Origin of the sequence: Pseudarthrobacter sp. 1C304 (assembly GCF_052245515.1) — a bacterium.
GTDB lineage: Bacteria > Actinomycetota > Actinomycetes > Actinomycetales > Micrococcaceae > Arthrobacter.
This window is the reverse complement of the sequence record NZ_JBQQCH010000002.1, coordinates 272047-295025: the sequence shown is the minus strand read 5'-3', so window position 1 is coordinate 295025 and position 22979 is coordinate 272047. Positions and strand designations below refer to the sequence as shown.

General features: G+C 68.6%; 21 protein-coding genes and 1 tRNA gene. 15 read left to right on the top strand and 7 right to left on the bottom strand.

Translation table 11 applies throughout. From position 1 onward, the window contains the following. The first annotated feature begins 22 nt into the window (after positions 1-22). The 5 genes from ACTWQD_RS05390 to ACTWQD_RS05370 all read left to right on the top strand — a co-directional run bounded on the left by ACTWQD_RS05390 (position 23) and on the right by ACTWQD_RS05370 (position 8119). Complete coding sequence (locus ACTWQD_RS05390) at positions 23-511, top strand: PTS sugar transporter subunit IIA (protein ID WP_443195146.1); 489 nt, start codon at positions 23-25, stop codon at positions 509-511. A gap of 53 nt (positions 512-564) precedes the next feature. Then, a complete protein-coding gene (locus ACTWQD_RS05385; protein WP_443195145.1) occupies positions 565-1452 on the top strand; it encodes an SURF1 family protein in 888 nt (295 codons plus the stop codon). Further along, on the top strand, positions 1449-1961 hold the full coding sequence (locus ACTWQD_RS05380) for a DUF3817 domain-containing protein (protein ID WP_443195144.1): 513 nt from the start codon (positions 1449-1451) through the stop codon (positions 1959-1961). Before ACTWQD_RS05385 ends, ACTWQD_RS05380 begins: the two co-directional genes overlap by 4 nt. Positions 1962-2078: 117 nt before the next feature. Beyond that, positions 2079-3668 (top strand): glutamine-hydrolyzing GMP synthase, encoded by a 1590-nt coding sequence (guaA, locus tag ACTWQD_RS05375; protein ID WP_066437063.1) that lies wholly within the window; start codon positions 2079-2081, stop codon positions 3666-3668. 239 nt (positions 3669-3907) lie between these two features. Beyond that, positions 3908-8119, top strand: coding sequence for an AAA family ATPase (locus tag ACTWQD_RS05370; RefSeq protein ID WP_443195143.1), 4212 nt, complete (start codon positions 3908-3910; stop codon positions 8117-8119). A 47-nt stretch (positions 8120-8166) separates the two neighbouring features. Here ACTWQD_RS05370 and ACTWQD_RS05365 read toward each other — a convergent pair whose 3' ends face one another. The 3 genes from ACTWQD_RS05365 to ACTWQD_RS05355 form a co-directional block, all read right to left on the bottom strand. Continuing rightward, complete coding sequence (locus ACTWQD_RS05365) at positions 8167-8799, bottom strand: RcpC/CpaB family pilus assembly protein (protein WP_443195142.1); 633 nt, start codon at positions 8797-8799, stop codon at positions 8167-8169. A gap of 220 nt (positions 8800-9019) precedes the next feature. Beyond that, the gene (locus ACTWQD_RS05360; RefSeq protein ID WP_443195141.1) at positions 9020-9271 is read right to left on the bottom strand and encodes an FmdB family zinc ribbon protein; all 252 of its coding nucleotides are present in this window, start codon (positions 9269-9271) and stop codon (positions 9020-9022) included. A gap of 157 nt (positions 9272-9428) precedes the next feature. After that, positions 9429-10061, bottom strand: a complete 633-nt coding sequence (locus ACTWQD_RS05355; protein ID WP_443195140.1) for a 5-formyltetrahydrofolate cyclo-ligase — start codon at positions 10059-10061, stop codon at positions 9429-9431. 104 nt (positions 10062-10165) lie between these two features. Here ACTWQD_RS05355 and galU point away from each other — a divergent pair, with 104 nt between their 5' ends. The 5 genes from galU (at position 10166) to ACTWQD_RS05330 (ending at position 13827) form a co-directional block, all read left to right on the top strand. Continuing rightward, positions 10166-11083 carry a UTP--glucose-1-phosphate uridylyltransferase GalU gene (gene galU / locus ACTWQD_RS05350; RefSeq protein WP_443195139.1) on the top strand — a complete coding sequence of 306 codons (918 nt, stop codon included), beginning with the start codon at positions 10166-10168 and terminating at the stop codon, positions 11081-11083. 5 nt (positions 11084-11088) lie between these two features. Further along, positions 11089-11709, top strand: a complete 621-nt coding sequence (locus tag ACTWQD_RS05345) for a GNAT family N-acetyltransferase (protein ID WP_443195138.1) — start codon at positions 11089-11091, stop codon at positions 11707-11709. Between the two features lie 117 nt (positions 11710-11826). Further along, complete coding sequence (locus ACTWQD_RS05340; RefSeq protein ID WP_443195137.1) at positions 11827-12798, top strand: hypothetical protein; 972 nt, start codon at positions 11827-11829, stop codon at positions 12796-12798. Positions 12799-12903: 105 nt separating this feature from the next. Next, positions 12904-13707, top strand: a complete 804-nt coding sequence (locus ACTWQD_RS05335; RefSeq protein ID WP_443195136.1) for an SDR family oxidoreductase — start codon at positions 12904-12906, stop codon at positions 13705-13707. A gap of 47 nt (positions 13708-13754) precedes the next feature. Further along, positions 13755-13827: transfer RNA gene (locus ACTWQD_RS05330), tRNA-Ala, on the top strand. 22 nt (positions 13828-13849) lie between these two features. On the opposite strand, the gene ACTWQD_RS05325 is transcribed toward ACTWQD_RS05330, so the two are convergent. Next, complete coding sequence (locus ACTWQD_RS05325) at positions 13850-14731, bottom strand: glycoside hydrolase family 16 protein (protein ID WP_443195135.1); 882 nt, start codon at positions 14729-14731, stop codon at positions 13850-13852. Positions 14732-14949: 218 nt separating this feature from the next. Between ACTWQD_RS05325 and ACTWQD_RS05320 the strand changes: the two genes are divergently transcribed. From ACTWQD_RS05320 to ACTWQD_RS05300, 5 genes are all read left to right on the top strand, one after another. After that, positions 14950-15498 (top strand): PadR family transcriptional regulator, encoded by a 549-nt coding sequence (locus ACTWQD_RS05320; RefSeq protein ID WP_443195134.1) that lies wholly within the window; start codon positions 14950-14952, stop codon positions 15496-15498. A 5-nt stretch (positions 15499-15503) separates the two neighbouring features. Then, a complete protein-coding gene (locus ACTWQD_RS05315; protein WP_443195133.1) occupies positions 15504-17216 on the top strand; it encodes an ABC1 kinase family protein in 1713 nt (570 codons plus the stop codon). 36 nt (positions 17217-17252) lie between these two features. After that, on the top strand, positions 17253-17729 hold the full coding sequence (locus ACTWQD_RS05310) for a GatB/YqeY domain-containing protein (RefSeq protein ID WP_443195132.1): 477 nt from the start codon (positions 17253-17255) through the stop codon (positions 17727-17729). Continuing rightward, positions 17726-19318: an ABC-F family ATP-binding cassette domain-containing protein gene (locus ACTWQD_RS05305; RefSeq protein WP_443195131.1), complete on the top strand. Its 1593-nt coding sequence runs from the start codon at positions 17726-17728 to the stop codon at positions 19316-19318. The genes ACTWQD_RS05310 and ACTWQD_RS05305 overlap by 4 nt, the downstream gene beginning before the upstream one ends. 69 nt (positions 19319-19387) lie before the next feature. Continuing rightward, a complete protein-coding gene (locus ACTWQD_RS05300) occupies positions 19388-19702 on the top strand; it encodes a hypothetical protein (protein ID WP_443195130.1) in 315 nt (104 codons plus the stop codon). A 74-nt stretch (positions 19703-19776) separates the two neighbouring features. Here the strand turns inward: ACTWQD_RS05300 and ACTWQD_RS05295 are convergent, their stop codons facing one another. Genes ACTWQD_RS05295 through ACTWQD_RS05285 form a run of 3 tightly spaced genes read right to left on the bottom strand, consistent with a single transcriptional unit; the run spans position 19777 to position 22942 of the window. After that, positions 19777-21456 carry an AarF/UbiB family protein gene (locus ACTWQD_RS05295; protein WP_443195129.1) on the bottom strand — a complete coding sequence of 560 codons (1680 nt, stop codon included), beginning with the start codon at positions 21454-21456 and terminating at the stop codon, positions 19777-19779. Positions 21457-21465: 9 nt separating this feature from the next. Further along, entirely contained in the window at positions 21466-22461 is a 996-nt protein-coding gene (corA, locus tag ACTWQD_RS05290) for a magnesium/cobalt transporter CorA (protein ID WP_443195128.1), read from the bottom strand. 7 nt (positions 22462-22468) lie between these two features. Beyond that, on the bottom strand, positions 22469-22942 hold the full coding sequence (locus ACTWQD_RS05285) for an Lrp/AsnC family transcriptional regulator (protein WP_443195127.1): 474 nt from the start codon (positions 22940-22942) through the stop codon (positions 22469-22471). Positions 22943-22979 lie beyond the last annotated feature (37 nt).

Genomic DNA, 22979 nt, shown 5'->3' with positions numbered 1-22979 from the left:
CGCCATTTTGAAGGGATACCTCTTGGCGGAACCACTGGACCGGTACGACGCCGAGCTCACCACCCCGGACATGGTGATCCTCGAGATGGACGCCACGGACAAGTTCGACGCCGCCAGCCAATTGGCCGGGCGCATGCATGCCGCGGGACGGATCTCGGACCTTGAGGGATTCCTTAAGCACGTCAATGCCCGGGAACACCAGATGGCGACCGGGCTGCCCGGTGGCGTGGGCCTGCCGCACGCCCGCAGTGAGTTCGTCTCCCGGACCTCCATCGCCGTGGGCGTCACCAAGTACGGCAAAGCACTGGACTTCGGCGCGGCCGACGGGCCCGCCACCGTGGTCCTGCTGATCGCGACCCCGGCCAGTTCCTTCTCCGAGCACCTCGATGTGCTGGCGACCATTGCCCGGTCATTGTCGAAGGAATCCTTCCGCGAATCCCTCCGCCGCGCCTACGACCCCGAAGTCATCGCCGAACTCATCAACTCCAGCCTGGTCTTCTTCGACCACTGACGGTCCCATCTGCCGTTTCGTTGTTCTACACGCGGACGAAGTACGGTTAAGGGGTGCTGAAAACTGCCCTCAAACCCCGCTGGATCGCAGGACTGGTGTTCGCGATCGTCGTTTCAGGGGTGTTTGTGCTGCTCAGCCAGTGGCAGTTCGGCCGGTCGACCACCCCGGAGGCCCCGGTGGCTACCACCACCGAGGACCCCAAACCGCTGACAGCGGTGCTCCAGCCCGGGGAGTTCTTCCCGGGGTCCGTTGCCGACCAGATGGTCACCGTCACCGGCAGCTACGATCCCCAGAAGCAGGTCCTGGTCCCGGGCCGCCTGAACGGCGGCGCCACCGGGTACTGGATTGTCTCCGCCCTGGCCGTGACGGACGCCCCCGTGCTGTCCGGAGCCGGCGCCTCGCCGCAGATGTGGATCCCCGTGGCCCGTGGCTGGGTTGCCGCCCCCGCGGACGCGCCAGCACCGCCGTCGGGCACCATTGAACTGACCGGGCGGCTGTTGCCGTCCGAGGCGCCGCTGCCCGCGACCGACGCCGGGCCCGGGCAGGCCAGCGCCGTGTCCGTCGCGGAACTCATCAATGTCTGGGAAGTCAGCAGCTACCCCGGATTCGTCACCGCGAACGCCGAGCTTGCCGGCGGTACCGACGTCAGCGCCGCCGCGTCCGGCGGCATCGTCAGGCCGCTGAACGTCGGGCCGCAGCCGCCCGCCGGAAAGATCAACTGGCTGAACCTTTTCTACGCCGCCGAATGGGTGGTGTTCGCAGGCTTCGCGCTGTTCATCTGGTGGCGGCTGGTGAAGGACGACTACCGCCGCGACCTCGAAGACGCCCATGACGCGGAGCAGGAAGCCGCCGCCCAGGAAGCCGCCGGGGACCCCGAACCGCATTCTCCGGCACCTCATCCCACCGAACCGCATCCCACCGAACCGAAAGTGCAATCATGATCGAGCCCCAGCCGGCCGTCCAGCCGCAGCAGTCCAACGCACCGGGAAGCGCGCGCGGCAAAAAGCGCCGCTTCGGCGGAACTGAGGCCCAGATCCGTTCGGCGCTGAAGTTCTACAAGGTGCTCGCCTACATGACCGGCACCATGCTGCTGCTGCTCTGCGCCGAGCTGATCGCCCGGTACGCGTTCGGCCAGTACCTCTACCTAGGCGGAACCAACGCCGTCACCGGGGAGCCGTTCGGCTTCGGATTCGCCGACGCCGAGCCGCCGGGCGTCATCGGCGGGGTGAACCTCTCCGTCGCGGTGCTGATCGTGCACGGCTGGATGTACGTGGTGTACCTGATGTCCAACTTCCGGCTGTGGTCACTGATGCGCTGGCCGTTCCTGAAGATGATCGTGCTGGCCCTTGGCGGCGTGGTGCCGTTCCTGTCCTTCTACGTCGAGAAGAAGTTCCACGCCGAAGTGGAGGCCGAACTGGCCGCCAACCCGCAGGCCCCGCAGCGCTACTGAACCCGCGGCAGGCCGCCGTCGGGCCCCGTGTGAGTTCGCTTACCCGGGCCGTTGTTTCGGGGCCGGGACGGGCTTCTCAATGTGCGGGCGGGCGGCGCCGCAAAGTACTCTAGGACGGTGACTACTCCCACTGCATCCCAGACGTCCCACAAGCCCGTGCTGGTTGTTGACTACGGTGCCCAGTACGCGCAGCTGATCGCCCGCCGCGTCCGGGAAGCCAACGTGTATTCGGAAGTGGTTCCGCATACCTACAGCACCGAGCAGCTCCTGGCCAAGAACCCCGCCGCGATCATCCTCTCCGGCGGCCCCTCCAGCGTCTATGCCGAAGGCGCGCCGAGTGTCGGCGCGGACCTCTTTGAAGCCGGGATCCCCGTCTTCGGCATCTGCTACGGCTTCCAGGCCATGGCGAACGCCCTCGGCGGCAAGGTCGCCCGCACCGGGCTTCGCGAGTACGGCGCCACCGAGACCACGACGGTCGGTGAAGGCCGCTCCATCCTGGCCGGCATGCCCCAGCACCAGAGCACCTGGATGAGCCACGGCGACTCCGTGCACGAGGCTCCCGAGGGCTTTGAAGTCCTCGCGACGACGGCAGGCGCCGACGTCGCCGCCTTCGCCAACGAGGAGAAGTGCCTCTACGGCGTGCAGTGGCACCCCGAAGTGAAGCACTCGGCCTACGGCCAGCAGGTGCTGGAAAACTTCCTCTTCAAGGGCGCCAAGCTGGAACCGAACTGGACCACGGGCAACATCCTGGAGGAGCAGGTCGACCGGATCCGCAAACAGATCGGCGACGCCCGGGTCATTTGCGGCCTGTCCGGCGGCGTCGACTCCGCCGTCGCCGCCGCCCTGGTGCAGCGCGCCGTGGGCGACCAGCTGACCTGTGTGTTCGTGGACCACGGACTGCTGCGCGAGGGCGAAGCCGAGCAGGTGGAACGCGACTTCGTGGCGGCCACCGGCGTCAAGCTCTACGTTGCCAACGAGCAGGAGCGCTTCCAGTCGGCCCTGGCCGGCGTCAGTGACCCGGAAACCAAGCGCAAGATCATCGGCCGCGAGTTCATCCGCGCCTTTGAGGAAGCCGAACTGGCCATCATCGCCGAGGCGGCCGCACACGGCGAGAAGATCAAGTTCCTCGTCCAGGGCACCCTGTACCCCGACGTCGTCGAATCCGGCGGCGGAGAAGGTGCCGCAAACATCAAGAGCCACCACAACGTGGGCGGCCTCCCGGAAGACCTGCAGTTCGAACTGGTGGAACCGCTCCGCGCCCTGTTCAAGGACGAGGTCCGCGCCGTCGGTGCCCAGCTGGGCCTGCCGCAGGAAATCGTGGGGCGCCAGCCGTTCCCCGGACCGGGCCTCGGCATCCGGATTGTTGGCGAAGTCACCAAGGAACGTCTGGACCTGCTGCGCAAGGCGGACGCCATCGCGCGCGCCGAACTCACTGCCGCCGGCCTGGACAACGAGGTCTGGCAGATGCCGGTGGTGCTGCTGGCGGACGTCCGCAGCGTGGGCGTCCAGGGCGACGGCCGCACGTACGGCCACCCGATCGTGCTGCGCCCTGTGTCCTCCGAGGACGCCATGACAGCGGACTGGTCACGGCTGCCCTACGACCTGCTGGCCAGGATCTCCAACCGCATCACCAACGAGGTGGACGGCGTCAACCGCGTGGTGCTCGACGTGACCAGCAAGCCGCCGGGAACCATCGAGTGGGAGTAGCCCCCGCAGCGGGCTGATGAAATGGCCGGGACCCTCTGGGGACCGGCCATTTCCGTTTGGCGGCGGCCGCTCGGCCATCGTGCAAATTCGAGCCGAATTTGGGTCCCGCCAGTGTTGCGAACCCTCACCGGCAACGGATTCGGGCTACCCTCGAAGGCATGCCGGTATGGTCCAGGACGTCCCGCGCGAGCACGGATCACGTGGGCAAAGTTAACGCGAGCACAGAAAAGAAGGCAGCAGTGTCAGTTGGTCAAGGCCACCCCGAGGGCTCCGAGGAGCTCAGGAAATGGCTGTCGGGGCTCAAACCCGTCACCGGAGCGGACACCATGCTGCGCTTCACCAAAACGCCTGAGGGCTCCATCGATCTGACCCATGCCCACCCCTCCGGCCTGGCGCAGCTGATGGCCGGCCGGCGCACCCGGCTCTCCACCCTGATCCGGGACCACCAGCAGTACGTGGTGGCGGCCAGGGCGTCCCGCAACCTGCGGTCGAAGATCTTCGAACTCGCCAACGACCGCGGAATCGACGCCGGGTACTTCTCCGCAGGCACAGTCGTGTGGACCTCCGCCGTGGGCGGCAAGCCGCAGCGCATCTCGGCTCCCGTGATGCTGGCCGCCATCTCCCTCACGGTCCGGCAGGGCGAGGACGACTACGAACTGCAGCTCACCGAACAGGCCAAAATCAACCCGGCGCTGATCCGGCACCTGAAGACCATCCACGGGATCGTCTTCGACGTCAACGCCGTCACCCGCATGGCGTACAGCACCGCCCGGTTCGACCCGCTGCCGGTCCTGGACCGCCTCGGCACACTCATCCAGCCCATCCCCGGCGCCGAGGTCGAACACAACCTCCTGGTCTCCACCTTCGCCGACCTCTCCGGCAGCCTGGACGACCCGTGGATCAACGCGAACCACCCGCTCGTGACGGCGCTGGGACGCGCCGCCGCCGGCGAGGCCGTCGACATTCCCCGGCTCGAACCCGGGCGCTTTCCCAGCACCGACGAGCGGGATCCCGCCGATGAACTGCTGCTGCTCGACGCCGACACGGACCAGCAGTACGTCGTCGACTCCGTCCGCGCGGGGGACTCGCTGGTGGTCAGCAGCCCGCCCGGCACGGGGCAGACCCAGACGGCCATCAACACCATCGGCGCCCTGGTCGACCAGGGCAAGACTGTCCTTGTGGTGGGGGACCGGCGGGCCAGCCTGGGTGAGATCTCCGCCGAACTGGAAACCCTCGGACTGGACTCCACCCTGTTCCAGCTCGCCGGCAACACCACACCGCTGCAGCTCAAAGGCCAGCTGGTCAGGGCAATCGTGCGCAACGAGAAGTCCCTCGAGCCGCAGCTGAGCAACCTGCACGCCACCCTGACCGAGCACCGGCACGCCCTGCGCGACCACGTCGCCTCGCTGCACAACGTCCGCCAGCGCTGGGGCTGCTCGCCGTACGAGGCCATGCAGTCGCTGGCGGAACTGACGTCCATCCAGCCGGCGCCCGCCACCACTGTCCGGCTCAAGCGCAGCGTCCTGGACAACATCCGGGACCGCGAGGAACTGGCCGGGCGGCTGCGCCGGGCCGCTGAACTGGGAAGCTTCAGCCGCGCGTCGACCACCAGCCCGTGGCATGGCGCCCGCCTGCTGACCCGCAAGGAAACCCAGGAGGCCCAGCAGGTGGCCCGGTCCGTGGCCGGCAAACTTCCGCAGCTGCGGGACCTGATGAACGGCGTCGCCGAACACGCCGAGATCCGCCTGGGCCGCACGTTCGCCGAGTGGGGCGACCAGGTGGGGCTCCTTGTGGCGGTGCGCGAAAGCCTGGACAAATTCACCCCGGATATTTTCGACCGCCCGGTCCACGACCTGATTTCGGCCACGGCGGCCTCCTCCTGGCGGCGCGAACGGAACATTGAGATGCCGTCCATGCAGCGTTCGCGGCTGCGGCGGGTGGCGAAGGAATACGTCCGCCCCGGCGTCCACATTGCCGATTTGCACAGCTCACTGGTCCTGGTCCAGGAGCAGCGGGCCGCGTGGGCCGACTACGCCACCACACAGCGCCACCCGGCGGTTCCGTCCGGCCTGGGGGAGATCATTTCCCTGTACCGGGAGCTTGAAGCGGAGCTCGCCGAACTGGGCCAGGCCGTCCGGCACACCCCGGCCGGCGGGGAACTGCGCAGCACACCCTACGAGGAGCTCATGGAGCGCCTCGAACGGCTGGTGGCCGACACCGGGACGCTCGAAACCCTGCCGGAGCGGACGCTCTTGGTGGAGAACATGCGCGAGCACGGGCTCGGCGAACTCCTCGCCGACCTGGCCGAGCGCGAGGTGCCGGCCGAGTCGGTCGCCGCGGAACTGGAACTCGCCTGGTGGCAGTCCGCGCTGGAAGCCATGATCAGCGGGGACGATTACCTGGCCATGTCCGACGGCGACGCCCTCCGTCAGCTCGAGGCCGAGTACCGCCTCGCGGACAACGCCCACATCGCCAGCGGCGCGGCCCGCCTGCGTTGGACGCTCGCCGAACGGTGGCGGGCCGCCATCGCGGAGCACCCGCGCCAGGCCGAGCTGCTGCGCAGCCTGCTTAAGGACGGCCGGGTCACCCTGTCGGCTTTGACCGGCCAGGCGCCGGACCTGCTGCCCATGCTGGTGCCCGTCTGGTCGGTCAGCCCCTACCTCCTGACGGCGGTCCTGCCCGTGGAGCAGCGGTTCGACGCGGTTGTCATCCTCGACGCCGAGGCCACGTCCCTGCAGGCGGTCCTGCCCGCCGTCGCCCGGGCCAAGCAGGTCATCGCATTTGGCGACGACCGGATTGCCAGCCCGCGGACCTTCACCGTCAGCGTGGAGCGGCTCGCCGCCGGCGAGAGCTCCCATCAGGGGGTGGAAAGCGCCTACAAGGCCCTGTCCGCCGTGCTGCCCGTCTGGAACCTGCGGACCCTGTACCGGGCCGTCGACGAAGACCTGGTGCGGCAACTGAGCAAGGGCTTCTACGACGGCGGGCTGCGCCGGCTGCCGGAAGGCCAGTCCGCTACCGGGCTGGACCGTGCCCTCACGGTGGAGTACCTGCCCGACGGCACCGGGCTGCCCAGCGCCGACCATGACGGCGTGGAGTCGGTGGTGGCCGAGGTCAACCGCGCGGTGGAGCTGGTGTTTGAACACGCGCGGCTGCGGCCGCGGACGTCCTTGGCCGTTGTCACCGGCAGCCTCCGGCACGCGGCACGGATCGGTGAATCGATCCGCCTGCAGCTGCCCAACTATCCGCTGCTGGCCAGCTTCTTCACGGCCGGGGAGGAATCCTTCCGGGTGGTGGACCTGGAACGCGCCCAGGGTCTGGTCCGCGACCACGTGATTTTCTCACCGGGCTACGGACGCACCCCGCACGGGCGGGCGCTGCACAGCCTGGGCCCGCTGTCAGCGGAAGGCGGCCGGGCCAAGTTCGCCCTCGCCATGACCAGGGCACGCCGGTCCCTGCACGTGCTGAGCTGCTTCCGGCCCGAGGACCTCGACGTCACCCGGCTGAACCACGGCGCGGTGGACTTCTACGAGCTGCTGGACCGTGAAATCGCGGGCAACTCCGACCTGGGCAGCCCGGCATCGCGCGCGGCCGCCAGCGAACAGGCCCTGGGGGCCGACCCCCTGGTGGCGGATCTCGGCGACCGGCTCCGGGCCCGCGGCGCCCGGGTCTGGCACCAGTACGACGGCGCGCTGAACATGGTGGCTGCAGCCGATCCGCTGAGCACCCTCGGACAGGACGACGCCGAAATTCCCCGGCCCGTGGCCATTGAATCCGACGGCACCGAGCAGTACCGCCGTCTGACGGTCCGCGAACGCAGCAGGCTCCGTCCGCAGCTTCTGGAGCGACTCGGCTGGCGTTACATGCCACTATGGACCATAGAGGTTTTCACCGATCCGTCGGCCTGCGCTGACCGCATCGGCGGCTACCTGGGCCTTGAAAAGCCAGCCGCCACCCACCGGAAGCAGGCCTCGCCGGGCTTCTTTGACGACGACGTCGAAAACCTCGCCGTCAACGAAGCGCAGGGGTCGGAAAGCCGGACCACGTCCGGATGGCCCGCCGCCCCGCGGGACAATGGCCGGGAGCAGGCCACCGGTGAGCAGGAGTCCGGTGAACAGGCCGGCGGTGAGCAGAGCTCCGGTGAACAGGCCGGCGGCCCGCACGACAGAACAGAACAGGGCAGTACAGCCCAGAGCAGTAAGGAGGCCGACGGCATGAGTGCAGACGGCGCCAACCAGAACAGCGGCGGCACCGCCGACAGCGGTGACGCGCGGGACCGCGACGAAGTCCGCGGCCGCGACAACGCGCCGCAGCCGGCCGTTCCCGTCGTGGTCCCAGCAGGGGTGCTCCCGAACAAGGCGGCAGAGGATGATCCGCGCGGCTGGGGCGATGAGCGCGGCGGTAATGACCACGACTCCTGGCTCCGGGAGCAGAAGCCGCCGCACTGGGGCTGAGAGCGGACTGCCCGTCCTCAGCCGGGCGCGACGGCCGCGCTGGTGCGCTAACCGGGCGCGGCTGTGACCAGGACGAAGAACAGCTTCCCTTGGGTGGAAGCGCCGGCGAGTCTGCGGGCCTGGTCGGCATCGGCCGCCACGACCACCAGGCCGTCCGCCTCACCGGACGCCGGCCAGGGGCCGGCCTGGCTGCCGTGCTGTGACGTCCAGAGGACGGGCACGGCGGCCGCCAGCAGCTGCGACGCTGCCGGCTGGTCTAAGCTGTCGCCGGTGGTCATCACCACGTTGACGAGCTGGCCGGGGGAGAGCAGCTGGATGGAGGCGGGATCGGCCATCCGCAGCGGTACTGCGGCGGAGCCGGGCGGGCTGCCGGCGAGCATGCCGGGCCCCAGGATCTGGGAATCGGACAGCAGCTGGCCTTTGCGGAGTGCCGCGGCAAGCTGCTTGCCGGCGGGCGGGTCCGTGCCGCCGTAACTGCCGTCCGGCAGGAGGGTGCGCGGGACGTTAAGGACGGCGACGTCGTCCGCGCCGAGGACCGCACCCGCGGGCAGGTCCCGGGCAGCAGCGAACGCGGCCACGGTGGAGGCCGGCGCGGGCGTCAGCTGGTGGACGGCGAGTCCCGCCGCCAGACACAGCAGCAGCGCGACAACCAGCCTCCGATTGCGGTCCAGCCAGCGCACCAGCCGGCGGTCAGGTGGACCCTGAGGGTTGCTCCTCCGCGGCGGGCTCCCAGGTTTTGAAGGCGCACGTTTCGAAGACGTACGGGTTGAAGACGCGCGGGCGGGTCGCGGAAGGGTGGCCATAACCCGAGCCTAGGAGCCGGGAACCACCCCGGGCAGGCACCGGTCGGGCTATGTGGATAAAGGAAGCGGACGCAGGGCCGCGGCTACTAAGGCGGGCCTAGCTTGCCGACGCGGCGGCGGGAGCCGGAGCCGCTGCGGGGGCCGGAGCCGGGGAAACAGTGCTGCCCTTGGAGTCGCGGGAGTCCGTCCGGTAGAAACCGGAGCCCTTGAAGACCACGCCGACGCTGTTGAACTTCTTGCGCAGGGTCCCCTGGCATTCGGGGCAGGACGTGAGGGAGCTGTCGCTGAACGACTGCACGATCTCGAAGGCGTGGCTGCAGTCCTTGCAGGCATATGCATACGTGGGCACTTGAAATCCTCCTTGGGGCAAACGAGCAGGTCCCGTGCTGTCCGGTCCGGGTCAGCGCCGGGATGTCTCCCGGCCCAATCCGTCCCTTAGCAGTCGCAGGGCCTGAGTGCCAATTCTATCACCCCGGCAGTGCGCCCTTTGATAAGCCACTGATGGGCTATCCGAGCTGCAGCCGCACCAGCCCGCCCGGGGTCAGGGCGGCCGCCACCTTCCGGTCGAACGACTCTGCCGGGATGCTCCCGCCGGGCAGGACCTCGCCGTCGTACACGACGGCGGCGGTGGGCAGCGGAGGCAACGTGCCGCCCTCGGGCGCCTGGGAGGGCAGGAGGGCGGACAGCGCCGCCAGGAACTTGTCGTAGTACCCGCCGCCCTGGCCGATCCGGTTTCCGGACAGGTCGACGGCGGTGGCGGGCAGGAAGATGCCGTCGGCGCCCCGCATGACGGCTGTCCCGTGGCGCGGCCCCTCCGGCTCCTGGATGGGTGCGTAGCGGCTCCGGACAAACCCTGACTCCGGTGTCCAGTACACCCAGCTCAGCGCCAGCTCCGGCTCGCAGACCGGAAGCAGGATCCGGTGACCGGCGTCATGCAGCGCCGCAAGCAGGGGAAGAGTGGGCGGCTCGGAACCCACGCCGAGGTAGGCGGCGAAGGTGCCCGGGTTCCCGCCCGTCAGCCCGGTTGCCCATGCCAGGCCATGCCGTGCGATACCAGCCCCGGCGCTGTCCAGCCCGGCACGGGTCAATGCCGCGCGCCCCGCCCGGTGCCCGGAACGGATCTCTTCCTTGGACGCCATGATGCCTGGTCCTTCCCCGAGACGCGGCCCGGAAAAGGGGCCGTTCCCGCGGCTCGAATACTCCTCAAGTACATAATGTCTTGTCCCTCCGTTAGATTAGTCGAGTGACTACACCCAACGCTCCCGTCCGCAAGGCCGTCATTCCCGCAGCCGGCCTCGGCACCAGGTTCCTGCCGGCCACCAAGGCCATGCCCAAGGAAATGCTTCCCGTCGTCGACAAGCCCGCCATCCAGTACGTGGTGGAGGAAGCCGTCAACGTCGGACTGAATGACATCCTGATGATCACCGGGCGCAACAAGCGCGCGCTGGAGGACCACTTCGACCGCGTTCCCACGCTGGAAGCCACCCTTGAGGGCAAGGGGGACACGGCCAAGCTCGAGTCCATCCAGGCCGCCAGCAACCTGGGCGACATCCACTACGTGCGCCAGGGCGACCCCATGGGCCTGGGCCACGCCGTCCTCCGCGCCAAGCAGCACGTGGGCCACGAGCCGTTTGCCGTCCTCCTCGGCGATGACCTCATTGACGCCCGCGACGAGCTGCTGAGCACCATGATCGAGGTCCAGGCGAAGACCGGCGGATCCGTCGTTGCCCTCATCGAGGTGGACCCGTCCCAGATCAGCGCCTACGGCTGCGCCGCCGTCAAGGACGTCGAAGGTGAGGACTACGTCCGCATCGACCACCTGGTGGAGAAGCCCGACGCCAAGGACGCCCCGTCCAACCTTGCCGTGATCGGCCGCTACGTCCTGCACCCCGCCGTCTTCGACGTCCTGGAACGCACCGCCCCCGGCCGTGGCGGCGAAATCCAGCTGACGGACGCCCTGCAGGAACTCGCGGCAGGGGACGGCGATGGTTATGGCGTGTACGGCGTGGTCTTCCGCGGCCGCCGCTACGACACCGGCGACAAGCTGAGCTACCTCAAGGCCTGCGTGCAGCTCGCCTGCGACAGCGAAGACCTTGGCCCCGGCCTTCGCGAATGGCTGCCCGAGTTCGCTGCCAGCCTCACCCCCAGCCTGACCAAGTAGCTCCCGTGGGGGGCAGCTTCAACTGGCCGGTGACGCTGGAATGCGGTGACATCGTGCTGCGCCCCATCCGGTACCGGGACCGCAAGGAATGGACCGCCGTCCGCTCCCGCAACAGCGAGTGGCTGGCCCCCTGGGAGGCGTCCAACCCGGCTCCCGGGGGCGGGCTGCCCGATTACCGCCAGATGGTGCGCTCCCTTAAAGCCCAGGCCGCCCAGGCCACGGCCCTGCCGTTTCTGATCACCGCCTGGACCCCGGGGTTCCGCGACCCGTTGATCGTGGGCCAGCTGACGGTGTCCTCCATTGTCTGGGGCTCCGCGATGACGGCCACGCTCGGGTACTGGGTGGACAAGGACCGGGCAGGCCAGGGCATCGCCCCGACCGCCGTCGCGCTGGCAACCGACCACTGCTTCCAGAGCCTCGGGCTGCACCGGATGGAGATCAACATCCGCCCCGAAAACGGTCCCAGCCTCCGGGTGGTGGAAAAACTGGGTTTCCGGGACGAGGGATACCGGCCCCGGTACCTGCACATCAACGGCCAGTGGGCCGACCACAGGAGCTTCGCCCTGACCTCCGAGGAGGTACCCGGCGGGCTGCTGGCACGCTGGCTCAAGGACCGCCCGGCGTAGCCGGTCATACCCCGCCTGACCTGCCGTTTCGTCCCCAATCCAGCCAAATGGCAGATCTCCCGCGACACACCGGGGACAATGCGGCCCCGGACCCTTCATTGCTCATACGGTTTTGATGTGGACTTCCCTCTTAGCAGCTCTGTGATCCTTGTCATTGCTGTTGCGCTCTGGATTGTGTGGGTTGCCCCCTACATGCTCCGGAACGGGCGTCACCAGCTGCAGCCTGCGGGCGACTTTGCGGCGGACGCCATCGATCGTGAAACAGCCCCGCAAGCCGGGAACGTCATGCAGATGGCGGCCCAGCAGGAGAAACCCATGACCAGCACCCAGCACACAGTGTCCTCCCCGGCGACCGCAGGGCACGACGGCGGCCCCAAAACCGTCGCGTCCGGCCCGGCGTTCAAGATCCGCTACGGCCGCTTGGCGCTGGCGCTGGCAGGCCTGGTCTCGCTGCTCACCGGAATCGTCTCGGCAGTACTGCTCATCTTCGGCCTCGGCACAGGGTGGCTGCCCGCCGTCGCGCTGCTGGGGGCCGTTGCCGCTGTCTTCACGCTCCGCTGGCTTGCAGTCAGGGACCGACGCCGCAAAATGAACGCCGCGTTCCGCGCCGCCATGGGCGCACCGGCCCGGCAGGACCGGTCCACGCCGGAGCGGCCGTTCCGGGAGCCGGCTGTGGAGCCCCGTGAGCAGGCCGACGTTCCGCTTTTTGACGCCCAGGCCGCCACCGCCGATCGGGAGCCGGCGCCCAAGCCGCTTACCGTCCAGGAACTCCGCCAGGCGGCCCTGGCCGAAGCTGCTGCCTCGGGCGACACATCCGTCCGCCGAGACGTCGCTTCCCCGGCCTCCGAAGGCGCCAGCTGGGAGCCCGTGGAGGTCCCCAAGCCCACCTACGTGGAGGCCCCCAAGGCCGAGCGGGCGGCGCCCGAGCCTCTCGACCTGCCCGAGGCACCCAAGGCCGTCGGAAAGCCGTCCCTCAAGCAGGGCCTGCCGCAGGCCGGCGGCCCCGGGGCTGAGGAAGCTAAACCCCTGGGCAAGGCGCAGAGCGCCCTGAGCAACCTGGACGACGTCCTGCAGCGACGCCGGGCCTAACCCTCTTGCGCAAACCCCCGGACAGCCAGAAACGGCTGTCCGGGGGTTTGCTGTTTCTGTGGGCCGGGAGCGCCGGAACCGGGCGCGGCCCGGTAGCCTCGGGGCATGACACGAATTTGCGTTGCCGGGGGCACCGGCCAGACGGGGCGTGAAGTGGTCCGCCAGGCCATCGCGGCCGGCCACGGCGTGGCGGCCTTCAGCCGGAATCCGCCCGGCCCCGGCTCCACGGCGCGGGTGGATGGTGCGGAGTACTTCGCGGCGGACGTCACCACCGGCGAGGGGCTGGCCGCTGCCCTGTCCGGGGCCGACGTCGTGATCGACTGCCTGGAAGGGCGCTCCGGGCGGGCGCTGAAGAACTACGCCGACGGCGGCGCCCGGCTGCTCGCCGCGGCCCGGGACGCAGGGGTGGCCAGGGCTGTGATGCTGTCCATCGTCAATTGCGACCGGAGCAGCCTGGGCTACTACGCCGCCAAAGCGGCCAAGGAACAGGCCTATGGCCGGTCCGGGCTTGAAACGGTGACGCTCCGGGCGACGCAGTTCCATTCGCTGCTGGCGGCGGTGTTTGCGGCCGGGTCCAGGCTGCGGGTGGTTCCGGTGGTCAAAGGCGCCCGGTTCCAGCCGATCGCACCCGCCGACGCAGCCCGGGCCCTGCTGGAGGAGGCGCTGGCCCCCGCCGGCACGGGCCAGGGGCACAGGACCAGGACCATCGGCGGTCCGGAGATCCGGGACATGGAGGACTTCGCCCGGCAGTGGAAGGCGGCGACAGGCTCCCGCGGCGTCCTTGTGCGCCTGCCGCTGCCCGGCGCGATGGGCAGGTACCTGCGCGCGGGGCTGAACCTGGTTCCGGAGGACCGCCACGCCGGAGAGACATTCAGCGGCTGGCTGGCAAAGAGCGCTGATAGTTTGTAGCCTAGGGAAACCGGCAACGCCGTTACCTTCGGGAGCGGCGTTGTTTCGGGGCTATAGCTCAGTTGGTAGAGCGCTTCGTTCGCATCGAAGAGGTCAGGAGTTCGAATCTCCTTAGCTCCACAATTTTTCCAGGGTCCCGGATCTACTGCCAGGCCCTGACGTAGTCCACCTTGACGGTGGACGCCTTCCCGTAAACGGTGCTGGGGCCGCCCTTGCCGATGTTCAGCACGAGGTACTGCGGGGCGTTCCCGTCGTCGGTCCGGAACGACTTGACCATCACGCCGTCCACATAGACCTCGGAGCGGTCGGTTTTGCGCCACAAGCCGTAGGTGTGAAACTTATCGCCCCAGTAGCCCGGAATCGGTCCGTGGTTACGGGATCCGGAGCTTGAATGGTAGTTGGACGTCAGCTTCCCCCCGAGAACTTCAGCAATGTCGTTCTCGCCCGTCGCCGGCCAGGTCTGCCCGGTGGTCCACCACGCGGGGAAGTTGTGCAGCAGCTTGCCGTTGCCGGGGAAGGAGATGCGGGCCTCGACGTATCCGGTGCGGAACTCGTAGCCCGTCTTGGCGGTGTCCTTCGGGTTTGACGACACCAGGGCGCCGGTGCCGGCCTTGGCGAGCTTCAGGGAGAGGTGTCCGGACCCGATGGTGACGTTCGCGGGGTCGGTCTTGACGTTGTTCACCCGGCCGCCGCCGAACCAGGAACGGGACCACTTGTTCGTGTCGAGCGTGGTTCCGTCGAACTCATCGCCGAAGGTCAGGGTCCACGCGCCGGGGACCCCCACGGGCATCGGTGCGGACTGGGTTGCAGCAAGTGGCGCGGCAGCCGCCGGGACTGCCGGCGGTATTGCTGCCAAGGAAGACGTGCAGCTGCCGCTGAGGGCGAGGGTGCATCCCGGGGTGCTGACCCGGGCGGCGGGCGTGTCCGGTGATGCCGCCTGTGCAGCGCCGGCGCCGAGGGACGCGGCGACCGACAGCACGGCCCCCACCGCCGTACCGGAAACCAACGTGGTGAGTTTCTTCATGACTGCTCCTGGAGCTCACGTTCGGTCGGGGGCGCCACCCGCGGAGCTGGACGAACGGGGCGGCGGGAAAACACCGTGATTCCATAGTGGCACCGAACCCGTGGGTACGCCGGAAAAATTTGGCCGTACGGCTAATTCGACCCTCTTGGTTTATGGGATTTCGGAAGTATCGTTAACTATCGCTGTATATCGTTCGCGACTAGCCCGAGGAGAGCATCATGCGCAATTCATACCCGGCCGGCGGATTTCGAGGCAACAACGTCGACAGCATGTGGCAGGCCGTCGAGGAGCTGCGTTCCAGGTTCGAGAAGCGCGCGGGTTCCCGTGCGGGCCGGGGCGAAGTACGCTCGGCCGTGCTGGCACTGCTCGCGGAGCGGCCGATGCACGGCTACCAGATCATTCGGGAAATTGAGGAGCGCAGCGGCGGCAGCTGGAAGCCCAGCGCGGGCTCCGTCTATCCCACGCTCCAGCTCCTGGCCGATGAGGGCCTGATCCGTGCCGAGGAATCCAACGGCCGCAAGATCTACTCCCTGACGGATGCGGGCAGGGAGGAAACGGCGCATGCGGGCGCCGATGCGTCAGCGCCCTGGGACCCCACGGCACCGGCGTCGGGCACGGGGTTCGCGGCGCTGCCCAAGGCAGGCCTCGAGCTCGCCCAGGCCGCATCCCAGGTCGGCCGGACGGGCACCCCGGAACAGGTGCAGGAAGCCGTCGCAGTGCTTGACGACGCACGGCGCCGGCTGTACGCGATCCTCGCCCAGGGCTGACGGGGGTGCCCTCGGTTCGCCGGGACCGCGCAGATCCGATGCCCGGCGGCGGGCCCCACCGCGCCCGCTACCGGCGCATCCTGCGCTTCGCCGCATGGCACCTCGCGCAGACCTGGTGGTTTGAGCTGTTCCTCCCTCGGCTCGGCCTCGCCTGGGTTGCCGATCGCACCAGGGTGGGACGGATGCGGCGTTTTGCGCAGCGCTTCCGCGTGCTGGCCCTGGACCTTGGCGGCCTCATGATCAAAGTGGGCCAGTTCCTGTCCACCAGGCTCGACGTGCTGCCGCCTGAGCTCACCAAGGAACTGGAAGGGCTGCAGGACGAGGTGCCCCCGGTGCCGTTCGCTGCCATCCGCGCCCTCGCCGAGGCTGAGCTGGGCGCGCCGCTGGCGGACGTGTTTGCTTCGGTTGAGGAGACGCCGATCGCGGCGGCCTCCCTTGGGCAGGCGCACCGGGCGACGCTCCGCCCGGGCGACGCCGCCGCCACCGGGCTTGCGGGGGTGGTGCTGAAGGTGCAGCGGCCGGGCATCGGCGCGATCGTCGACGTCGACCTGGCGGCACTGCGTAAAGTGGGCGGCTGGCTCAGCCGGTTCCGGCTGGTGTCCGATCGTGCCGACATGCCCGCCCTCGTCGAGGAGTTTGCCCAGACCAGCCTGGAGGAAATCGACTACCTGAACGAGGGGGCAAATGCGGACCGGTTCGCGGGTGATTTCGCCGCTGACGGCCGGGTGGATGTGCCCGCCGTCGTCTGGGAGCGGAGCACCCGCCGGGTCCTCACCCTCGAGGACGTCACCGCCATCAAGATCACGGACTCGGCGGCGCTGCTGGCGGCGGGCATCGACCCGGCGGAGGTGGCACCGGTCTTCGCCTCGGTCATGTTCGAGCAGCTGTTCACGACCGGTTTCTTCCATGCCGACCCCCATCCGGGCAACATCTTCGTGACACCGGTGGCCGGTCCGTCCGCAGCGCGTCCCTGGAAGCTGACGTTCATCGACTTCGGCATGATGGGCGAGGTTCCGCCCCGCACCCGCAGCGGGTTGAGAAAACTGCTCATCGCGGCCGCCGCGCGTGACGGCGAGGGGCTGGTGGCCGCCATCAGGAACGTGGGGGTGTTGATGCCCTCTGCCGACACGGCGGAGCTTGAGCGGGCGATGACGCACCTCTTCGCCCGCTTTGGCGGGATGGGCTTCGCCGAGCTCCGCGAGGTGGACCCCCGGGAGTTCCGGGACTTCGCCGTGGAATTCGGGGACGTGGTCCGCTCGCTGCCGTTCCAGCTGCCGGAAAACTTCCTCCTCATCATCCGGGCCATGTCACTGACGTCCGGGGTGTGCAGCTCGCTGGATGAGCGGTTCAATCTCTGGGATTCGGTCGAACCCTACGCGGCACAGCTGCTGCGCGACGAGCGCGGCAACATTGTCCAGGACGCTGCCCAGCAGGCGCTCGACGCCGCCGGGCTGGCCCTTGGCCTGCCGAAACGCCTGAACGGGGTCCTCACCCGGCTGGAGGAAGGTTCGCTGGCGGTTGCCAGTCCGCGCCTGGAGCAGCAGGTAAAGCGGCTTGACCGCACGGTGCGGCGCTCGGCGTCGGCCCTGGTCTTCGGTGCCCTGCTGATTGCGGGGTCTGTGGTCCGCGCGGATGACACGGTGCTCGGCAACGTCCTCATGATCGCATCGGTGGTTCCGCTGCTGCACGGACTGTGGGCGGGACGCAGCGGTCTCTGACAGCCCGATATCCTGTCCAGTGAGACGAGGAGAACTATGACCACCCTGAAAGAACGCCTGCACGCCGACGTCGTCAGCCACATGAAGGACCGGAACAAGGTCGCACTCACCACGGTCCGCAACGTCCTGGGCGAGATCGAAACCCGGGAAAAGTCCGGCAAGACGCCGGTGGTCCTGGACGACGCCCAGGTGACGTCCCTGCTGCAGAAAGAAGCGGCCAAACGCCGCGACACCGCCCGCATCTACGCCGAGGCCGGGGAACCGGACCGGGCCGCTGCGGAGATCGCCGAGGCCGAAATCATCGAGGCGTACCTCCCGAAGGCCCTGACCGCTGCCGAAGTGGAGGCGATCGTCGACGCGGTGATCGGCGAGCTCACGGCCGACGGCACCGAACTGACCATGCGCCAGCTGGGCGCCGTCATGAAGCCGGTGACCGCCAAGGTGGTCGGCCGCTTCGACGGCAAGGCCGTCAGCGACATCGTCCGCAGCCGCATCGCGCAGACCTCCCCATGAGCCTGATCCGGCTGCACGACGTCAGCGTGCGCTTCGACAACACCCAGATCCTCCGGGAAGCGTTCTTCCGCCTTGAGGCGGGGGACCGCGTGGGCCTGATCGGCAAGAACGGCACCGGCAAGACCACCATCCTCAAGCTGGTCCTCGACCAGGTGGCCCCCGACGCCGGCACCGTCACCGTGGAACCCGGGACCAAAATCGGCTACTTCTCCCAGTTCTCCGAACTCAACGGGGAAGCCACGATTTCCGACGTGCTGAACGAACTATTCTCCGGGATCCAGGCGGTCGAAGCCGAACTGGCCGCGATCGACGCCGCCATCGCGGCGGGGCCGGGCGACGCCGAACTCGACCGGCACATCAGCCGCCAGGCCGAGCTGTTCGAGGACATGGAACGGCTCGACGGCTGGGACTACCCCCGCCGCATCGACACCGTCCTCACCACCCTGGGGTTCGACGACGCGCACCGCACCTGCCCGATCGACGACTTGTCCGGCGGCTGGCGCAACCGCGCGGCCCTGGCCAAGATCCTCCTCGAAGGCCCCGACGTCCTGCTGCTCGACGAGCCCACCAACTTCCTGGACGTAGCGGGCGTGGAATGGCTTGAGAACTGGTTCAGGGACTTCAAGGGTGCCGCGGTCATCGTGTCCCACGACCGGAAGTTCCTCGACGCCGTCGTCACCCGGATCATCGAGGTGGAAAACTTCCACCTGCACGAATACCCCGGCAATTTTGGCGAATACGTCGTGCAAAAGCAGTTCCGGCTCAAAACCCTCGAACAGCAGTTTGTGCACGAATCCGAGCTGCTGGCCTTTGAAGCCGAAGGAATCGCCGACCGCCGCGAGGCCGCCAAGGCAGCCAGCCGCGGGCTGGGGAACCAGCTCGCAAAGATCAAGAAGTCCCGCACACCACGCCCCGTCGACCAGATCGTCACCGAAATTTACGGCGGCCTGCACGTCAAGGACGTCCTCTGCCGGGTGGAGGGGCTGGGGAAGTCCTACGGCGGCAAGCGATTGTTTGAGGACCTGAGTTTCGAGATCCGCAAGGGCAACCGGATTGTGGTGCTCGGCGCCAACGGCAGCGGCAAGTCCACGCTCCTGAGGGTGCTGACCGGCGAGGAGCAGGCCGATTCCGGCGAGGTGGCCTGGGCCAAGGGTCCCGGGTTCGTCTCCTACAACCAGATGCTCACCGACCTCGACGACGCCGACACTGTGTCCCACGCAGTCAACGCCCTGCCGGGCAGCCTGGCGTTCAGCGCCACCAGGAAATCCGTCAACCGGTTCCTTTCGATGTTCCAGTTCTCCGAGGCGGACCTCAAGCAGAAGATCGGGAACCTTTCCGGCGGGCAAAAGGCGCGTGTCGCCATGGCACAGTGCCTCCTCTCCGGCGCCTCGGTCCTGCTGCTGGACGAGCCCACCAACCACCTCGACATGTCCAGCACCCAGGTCATGGAACGCGCGCTGGTGCACTTCCCCGGAGCCGTGGTGGCCGTCAGCCACGACCGGTTCTTCAGCGAAAAAATCGCCAACCGCCACCTGGTGTTCGGGGCCGACGGCGCGGCGCCGGGCGAAATCGACGTCCGCGCCGCCTAGGGGCAGTCATGCCAGCGCCGACGCCCCGGAGAACCGTTCCGGCGTAATGAACAGCGGGATAATGGGAGCATGACGGAACAGGACCAGGGCCTCGACCCGTGGGAGGAGTTCGACAGGCACCAGCCGGCGGCGCCGGACCGCGTCGGGGGCTACCCCGGGGGTGAACCCGTGGGCTTCGGCTTCCGCACGGGAGTGCGCAGCGCGAAGGTGGCCATCGGTTTCGCCGTCTACGCCCTGGTCCTGGGAACCACGCTGGTGGTGGTCGGCGCGGTGTGGTTCATCGGCGCGGGCCAGTGGCTGCTGCTGGGGCTTATGGTCCTGGTGGAGGCCGTCTTTGTCCTGGCCTTCAGCCGGCTGGTGTCGCAGGCCCGGCGGCGCCGCTGAGCTGTGCAGCCAAGCCGTGCGGCGGCGGGCAGTCCCGGGCACCCCAAGGGCCGCGCCGGGCACCGGAAGGGCCGTTACCGCCGGTGCCGGGACGTTACGGCCAGGTAGGCGCCCAGGGCGCCCACCCCGCCGAGGCCGGCGGCAAAGAGGGTCTTGGGCCAGTTCCGCCAGCGGTCGGGCTGCACGGAGACCAGGTCCCCGACGGCGTTGATCAGGGCGGCGGTGATGAGCCCCGCGACGATCCGGTTTCCGGTCTTTTCCGCCTTGTCCATCAGCCGGTCCAGTTCGTCGGCCCGGAAGCGGATGTCGATTCCGCCGCGTTCCAGGACGTCCACCATCCGGCGGATGATGTCCGGCGCGTCCGTTCCCAGGCGCAGGGCTTCCCGGCCGAGTTTCCTCAGGCGTTCCGCCAGGGCCTCGGGGGAGAGCGACGCGAGGATGACCCGCTCCGTGAAGGGCCCCAGCTGGGTGGTCAGCTCGAACCCCGGATCCAGCTGTTTGCCCAGCCCGTCCGCCATCACCAGCATCTTGAGCATGAGGGCCGTCTCCCGCGGCAGCCGCAGCCGGTACTCGCGAAGCAGCGCCGCCAGGTCCGCCAGGACCGCCACGATCGGTACGTCCGCGAGCGGCCGGCCGGCGTAGCGGTCCACGAGCCGTCCCAGCTCCGCCTGGAGCCCGCCGAATCCGCCGTCGGTCTGCGCCCCGCACATGCGGACCAGGGCCGTGGTCAGCCGGGCCGCGTCCTGCTCCACGATGGCCAGGAGCATCCTGACCAGCTGGTCGCGTGTCGCGTCGCTGATGGTACCCACCATGCCGAAGTCGATGATGCCGAGGCGCCCGTCCGCCTCGACGAAGAAGTTCCCGGGGTGCGGGTCGGCGTGGAAGAACCCGTCCTCGAACACCATTTTCAGCAGGACACTGCACGCCTCCCTGGCCAGGGCGCCGGCGTCGATCCCCGCCTCCCGCAGCGCGGCGGCATCGTTGACCTTGATCCCGCGGATGCGTTCCAGCGTCAGGACCCGGGAGGTGGTGGTGTCCCAGAAAACCCGCGGGATGTGGACGCGGGCGTCGCCTGCGAAGTTCGCTGCGAAACGTTCCGCGTTCCGGGCCTCCTGCAGGTAATCCAGCTCGGCCCGCAGGGTCTGGGAGAACTCGTCCACCAGCGCGGCCAGGTGGATGCCGGCGGCCCGCGCCGAAGCCCGCTCCGCCCGCCTGGCCAGCTCAGCCATGATCTCCAGGTCCTCGTTGATCTGCGCCACAACACCGGGCCGGCGGACTTTCACCACGACGTCGACGGCCCGCCCGCTGCCCGCGGCAGCTGCCTCGCCGCCGCCCGGAACGATCCGGCCGCAGTGGACCTGCCCAATCGAGCCGGTGGCGAGCGGGGCGTCGTCCAGCGAATCGAGCAGCACGTCCGCCGCCGTGCCGAGTTCCTCGGCGATGACGGCGCGCACCTCAGCCGCGGAGATGGGCGGGGTCGCGTCCTGGAGCTTCGCGAGCTCGGTGGCGAACTCGGGCGGGAGCACGTCGGTGCGCGTGGAAACGATCTGGCCGAACTTGACGTATACGGCGCCCAGATCCTCCAGGGCAAGACGGACGCGCACCGGCAGGCCCCCGCGGGGCGGCAGCGCCTGCCCCGGAATTCCGGCGGCGGGCCGGAGCCGGTCCAGCCCGAGGCCCCCCAGCGCGAAGCCCAGTCCGTGCCTTGTCAGGGTCTCAACGATGTGCCGGAACCGGTCCCGCCGCGCGCTCATGACGCCAGACTACAGCCAGCCCTTCTGTTTGAAGATGACGTACATCAGCGCCGCGGTGGCAGCCATCATCCCGATGGCCATCGGGTAGCCGAAGCTCCACTGCAGTTCGGGCATCCGCTCAAAGTTCATGCCGTACACCCCGGCTACAAACGACGGGGCGAAGAAGATGGCGGCCCAGGACGAGATTTTCTTGACCTGCTCGTTCTGTTCGGCGCTGGCCTCGTTCTGCCGGTTGGCCGTCAGGGTTCCGTCCAAGGTGAGGGCGTTTTGCAGGAGGTCCCGGAAGGAATCGGCGCGGGAGATCAGCCGCTCCACGTGGTCCTCGACGTCCCGGAGGTTGTGCTGGAGTTCGGAATCGACCTGGTACTTTTCGAAGCCGCGGCGGAGCAGCTGGATCATGGCCGGGAGCGGATGGATGGCGCGCTGGAACTGGATCACCTCACGGGCCAGTTCGTAGATCCGCCGGGAGACTGTGGCGTCGCCGCTGAACAGCTGGTCCTCGATCTCGTCGATGTCGTTTTCCAGTCCCGCAACCACCGGCACGTAGTCGTCCACCACCTGGTCCATCAGCGCATAGAGCACCGCCTCCGGGCCGTGGCACAGCAGATCGGGGCGTCGCTCCAGCTTCCGGCGGACCTGGGCCACCCCGCCGGTCTCGGCATGCCGGACGGTGACCACAAAATTCTCGCCGGTGAACACGTGGAGCTCGCCGAATTCCACGGTTTCGGTCGCATCCAGGTACCGGGCGGGCCGCAGCACGGTGAAGAGGTTGTCGTCGTAGCGTTCCAGCTTGGGGCGCTGGTGGGCTGAAATCGCGTCCTCGACGGCGAGCCGGTGCAGCCCGAACTCCGCCGCGACGGCGGCCATCTCGTCTTCAGTCGGCCGGTAGAGGCCGATCCAGGCCATCCCGCCGTGCCGTTCCAGGGTCTCAAAGGTCTGTTCGAGGCTTTGCGGCTCGGCGCTGCGGACACCGTCAACGTAGACGGCGTTATCGATGATAGTCACCGGCCCATTATCCTGCCTGGGCCAGCCGGCTGATCAACGGTTCAGTGCGGTACTGGATGTGGGTGTGGAGGGCCAGGACGGTCTCGGTCCGGATGACGCCCTTGATCCGCAGGATGGACCGCAGGGACGCCTGCAGGTTATGCGTATCGGTGGCCACCACGCGGCACCACACGTCGCCGCGGCCGGAGATCTCGTGGACTTCCAGCACCTGGGGTATCAGGCGGAGGGCGCCCACCACACCGTCAAGTTCCCGGTGGTTGACCTCGATCGTCACGAAGGCGACCACGTCGTACCCCACGGCTTCGAGGTCGATCTCGCGGCCGCCGTCGTGCAGCAGGCCGGAACGCTGCATCCGCCGGACCCGGGTCTGCGCGGTGTTGCGGGCTATGCCCAGGGTGTCACTGAGTTCGCCGATCGGGATCCGCGGATCCCGGATCAGCTCCAGCAGGATCTTCAGGTCAGTGGGGTCCAGACTGTTCAAATCATCACTCCAGTTCATTCTCGCTGCGCGTGATTGA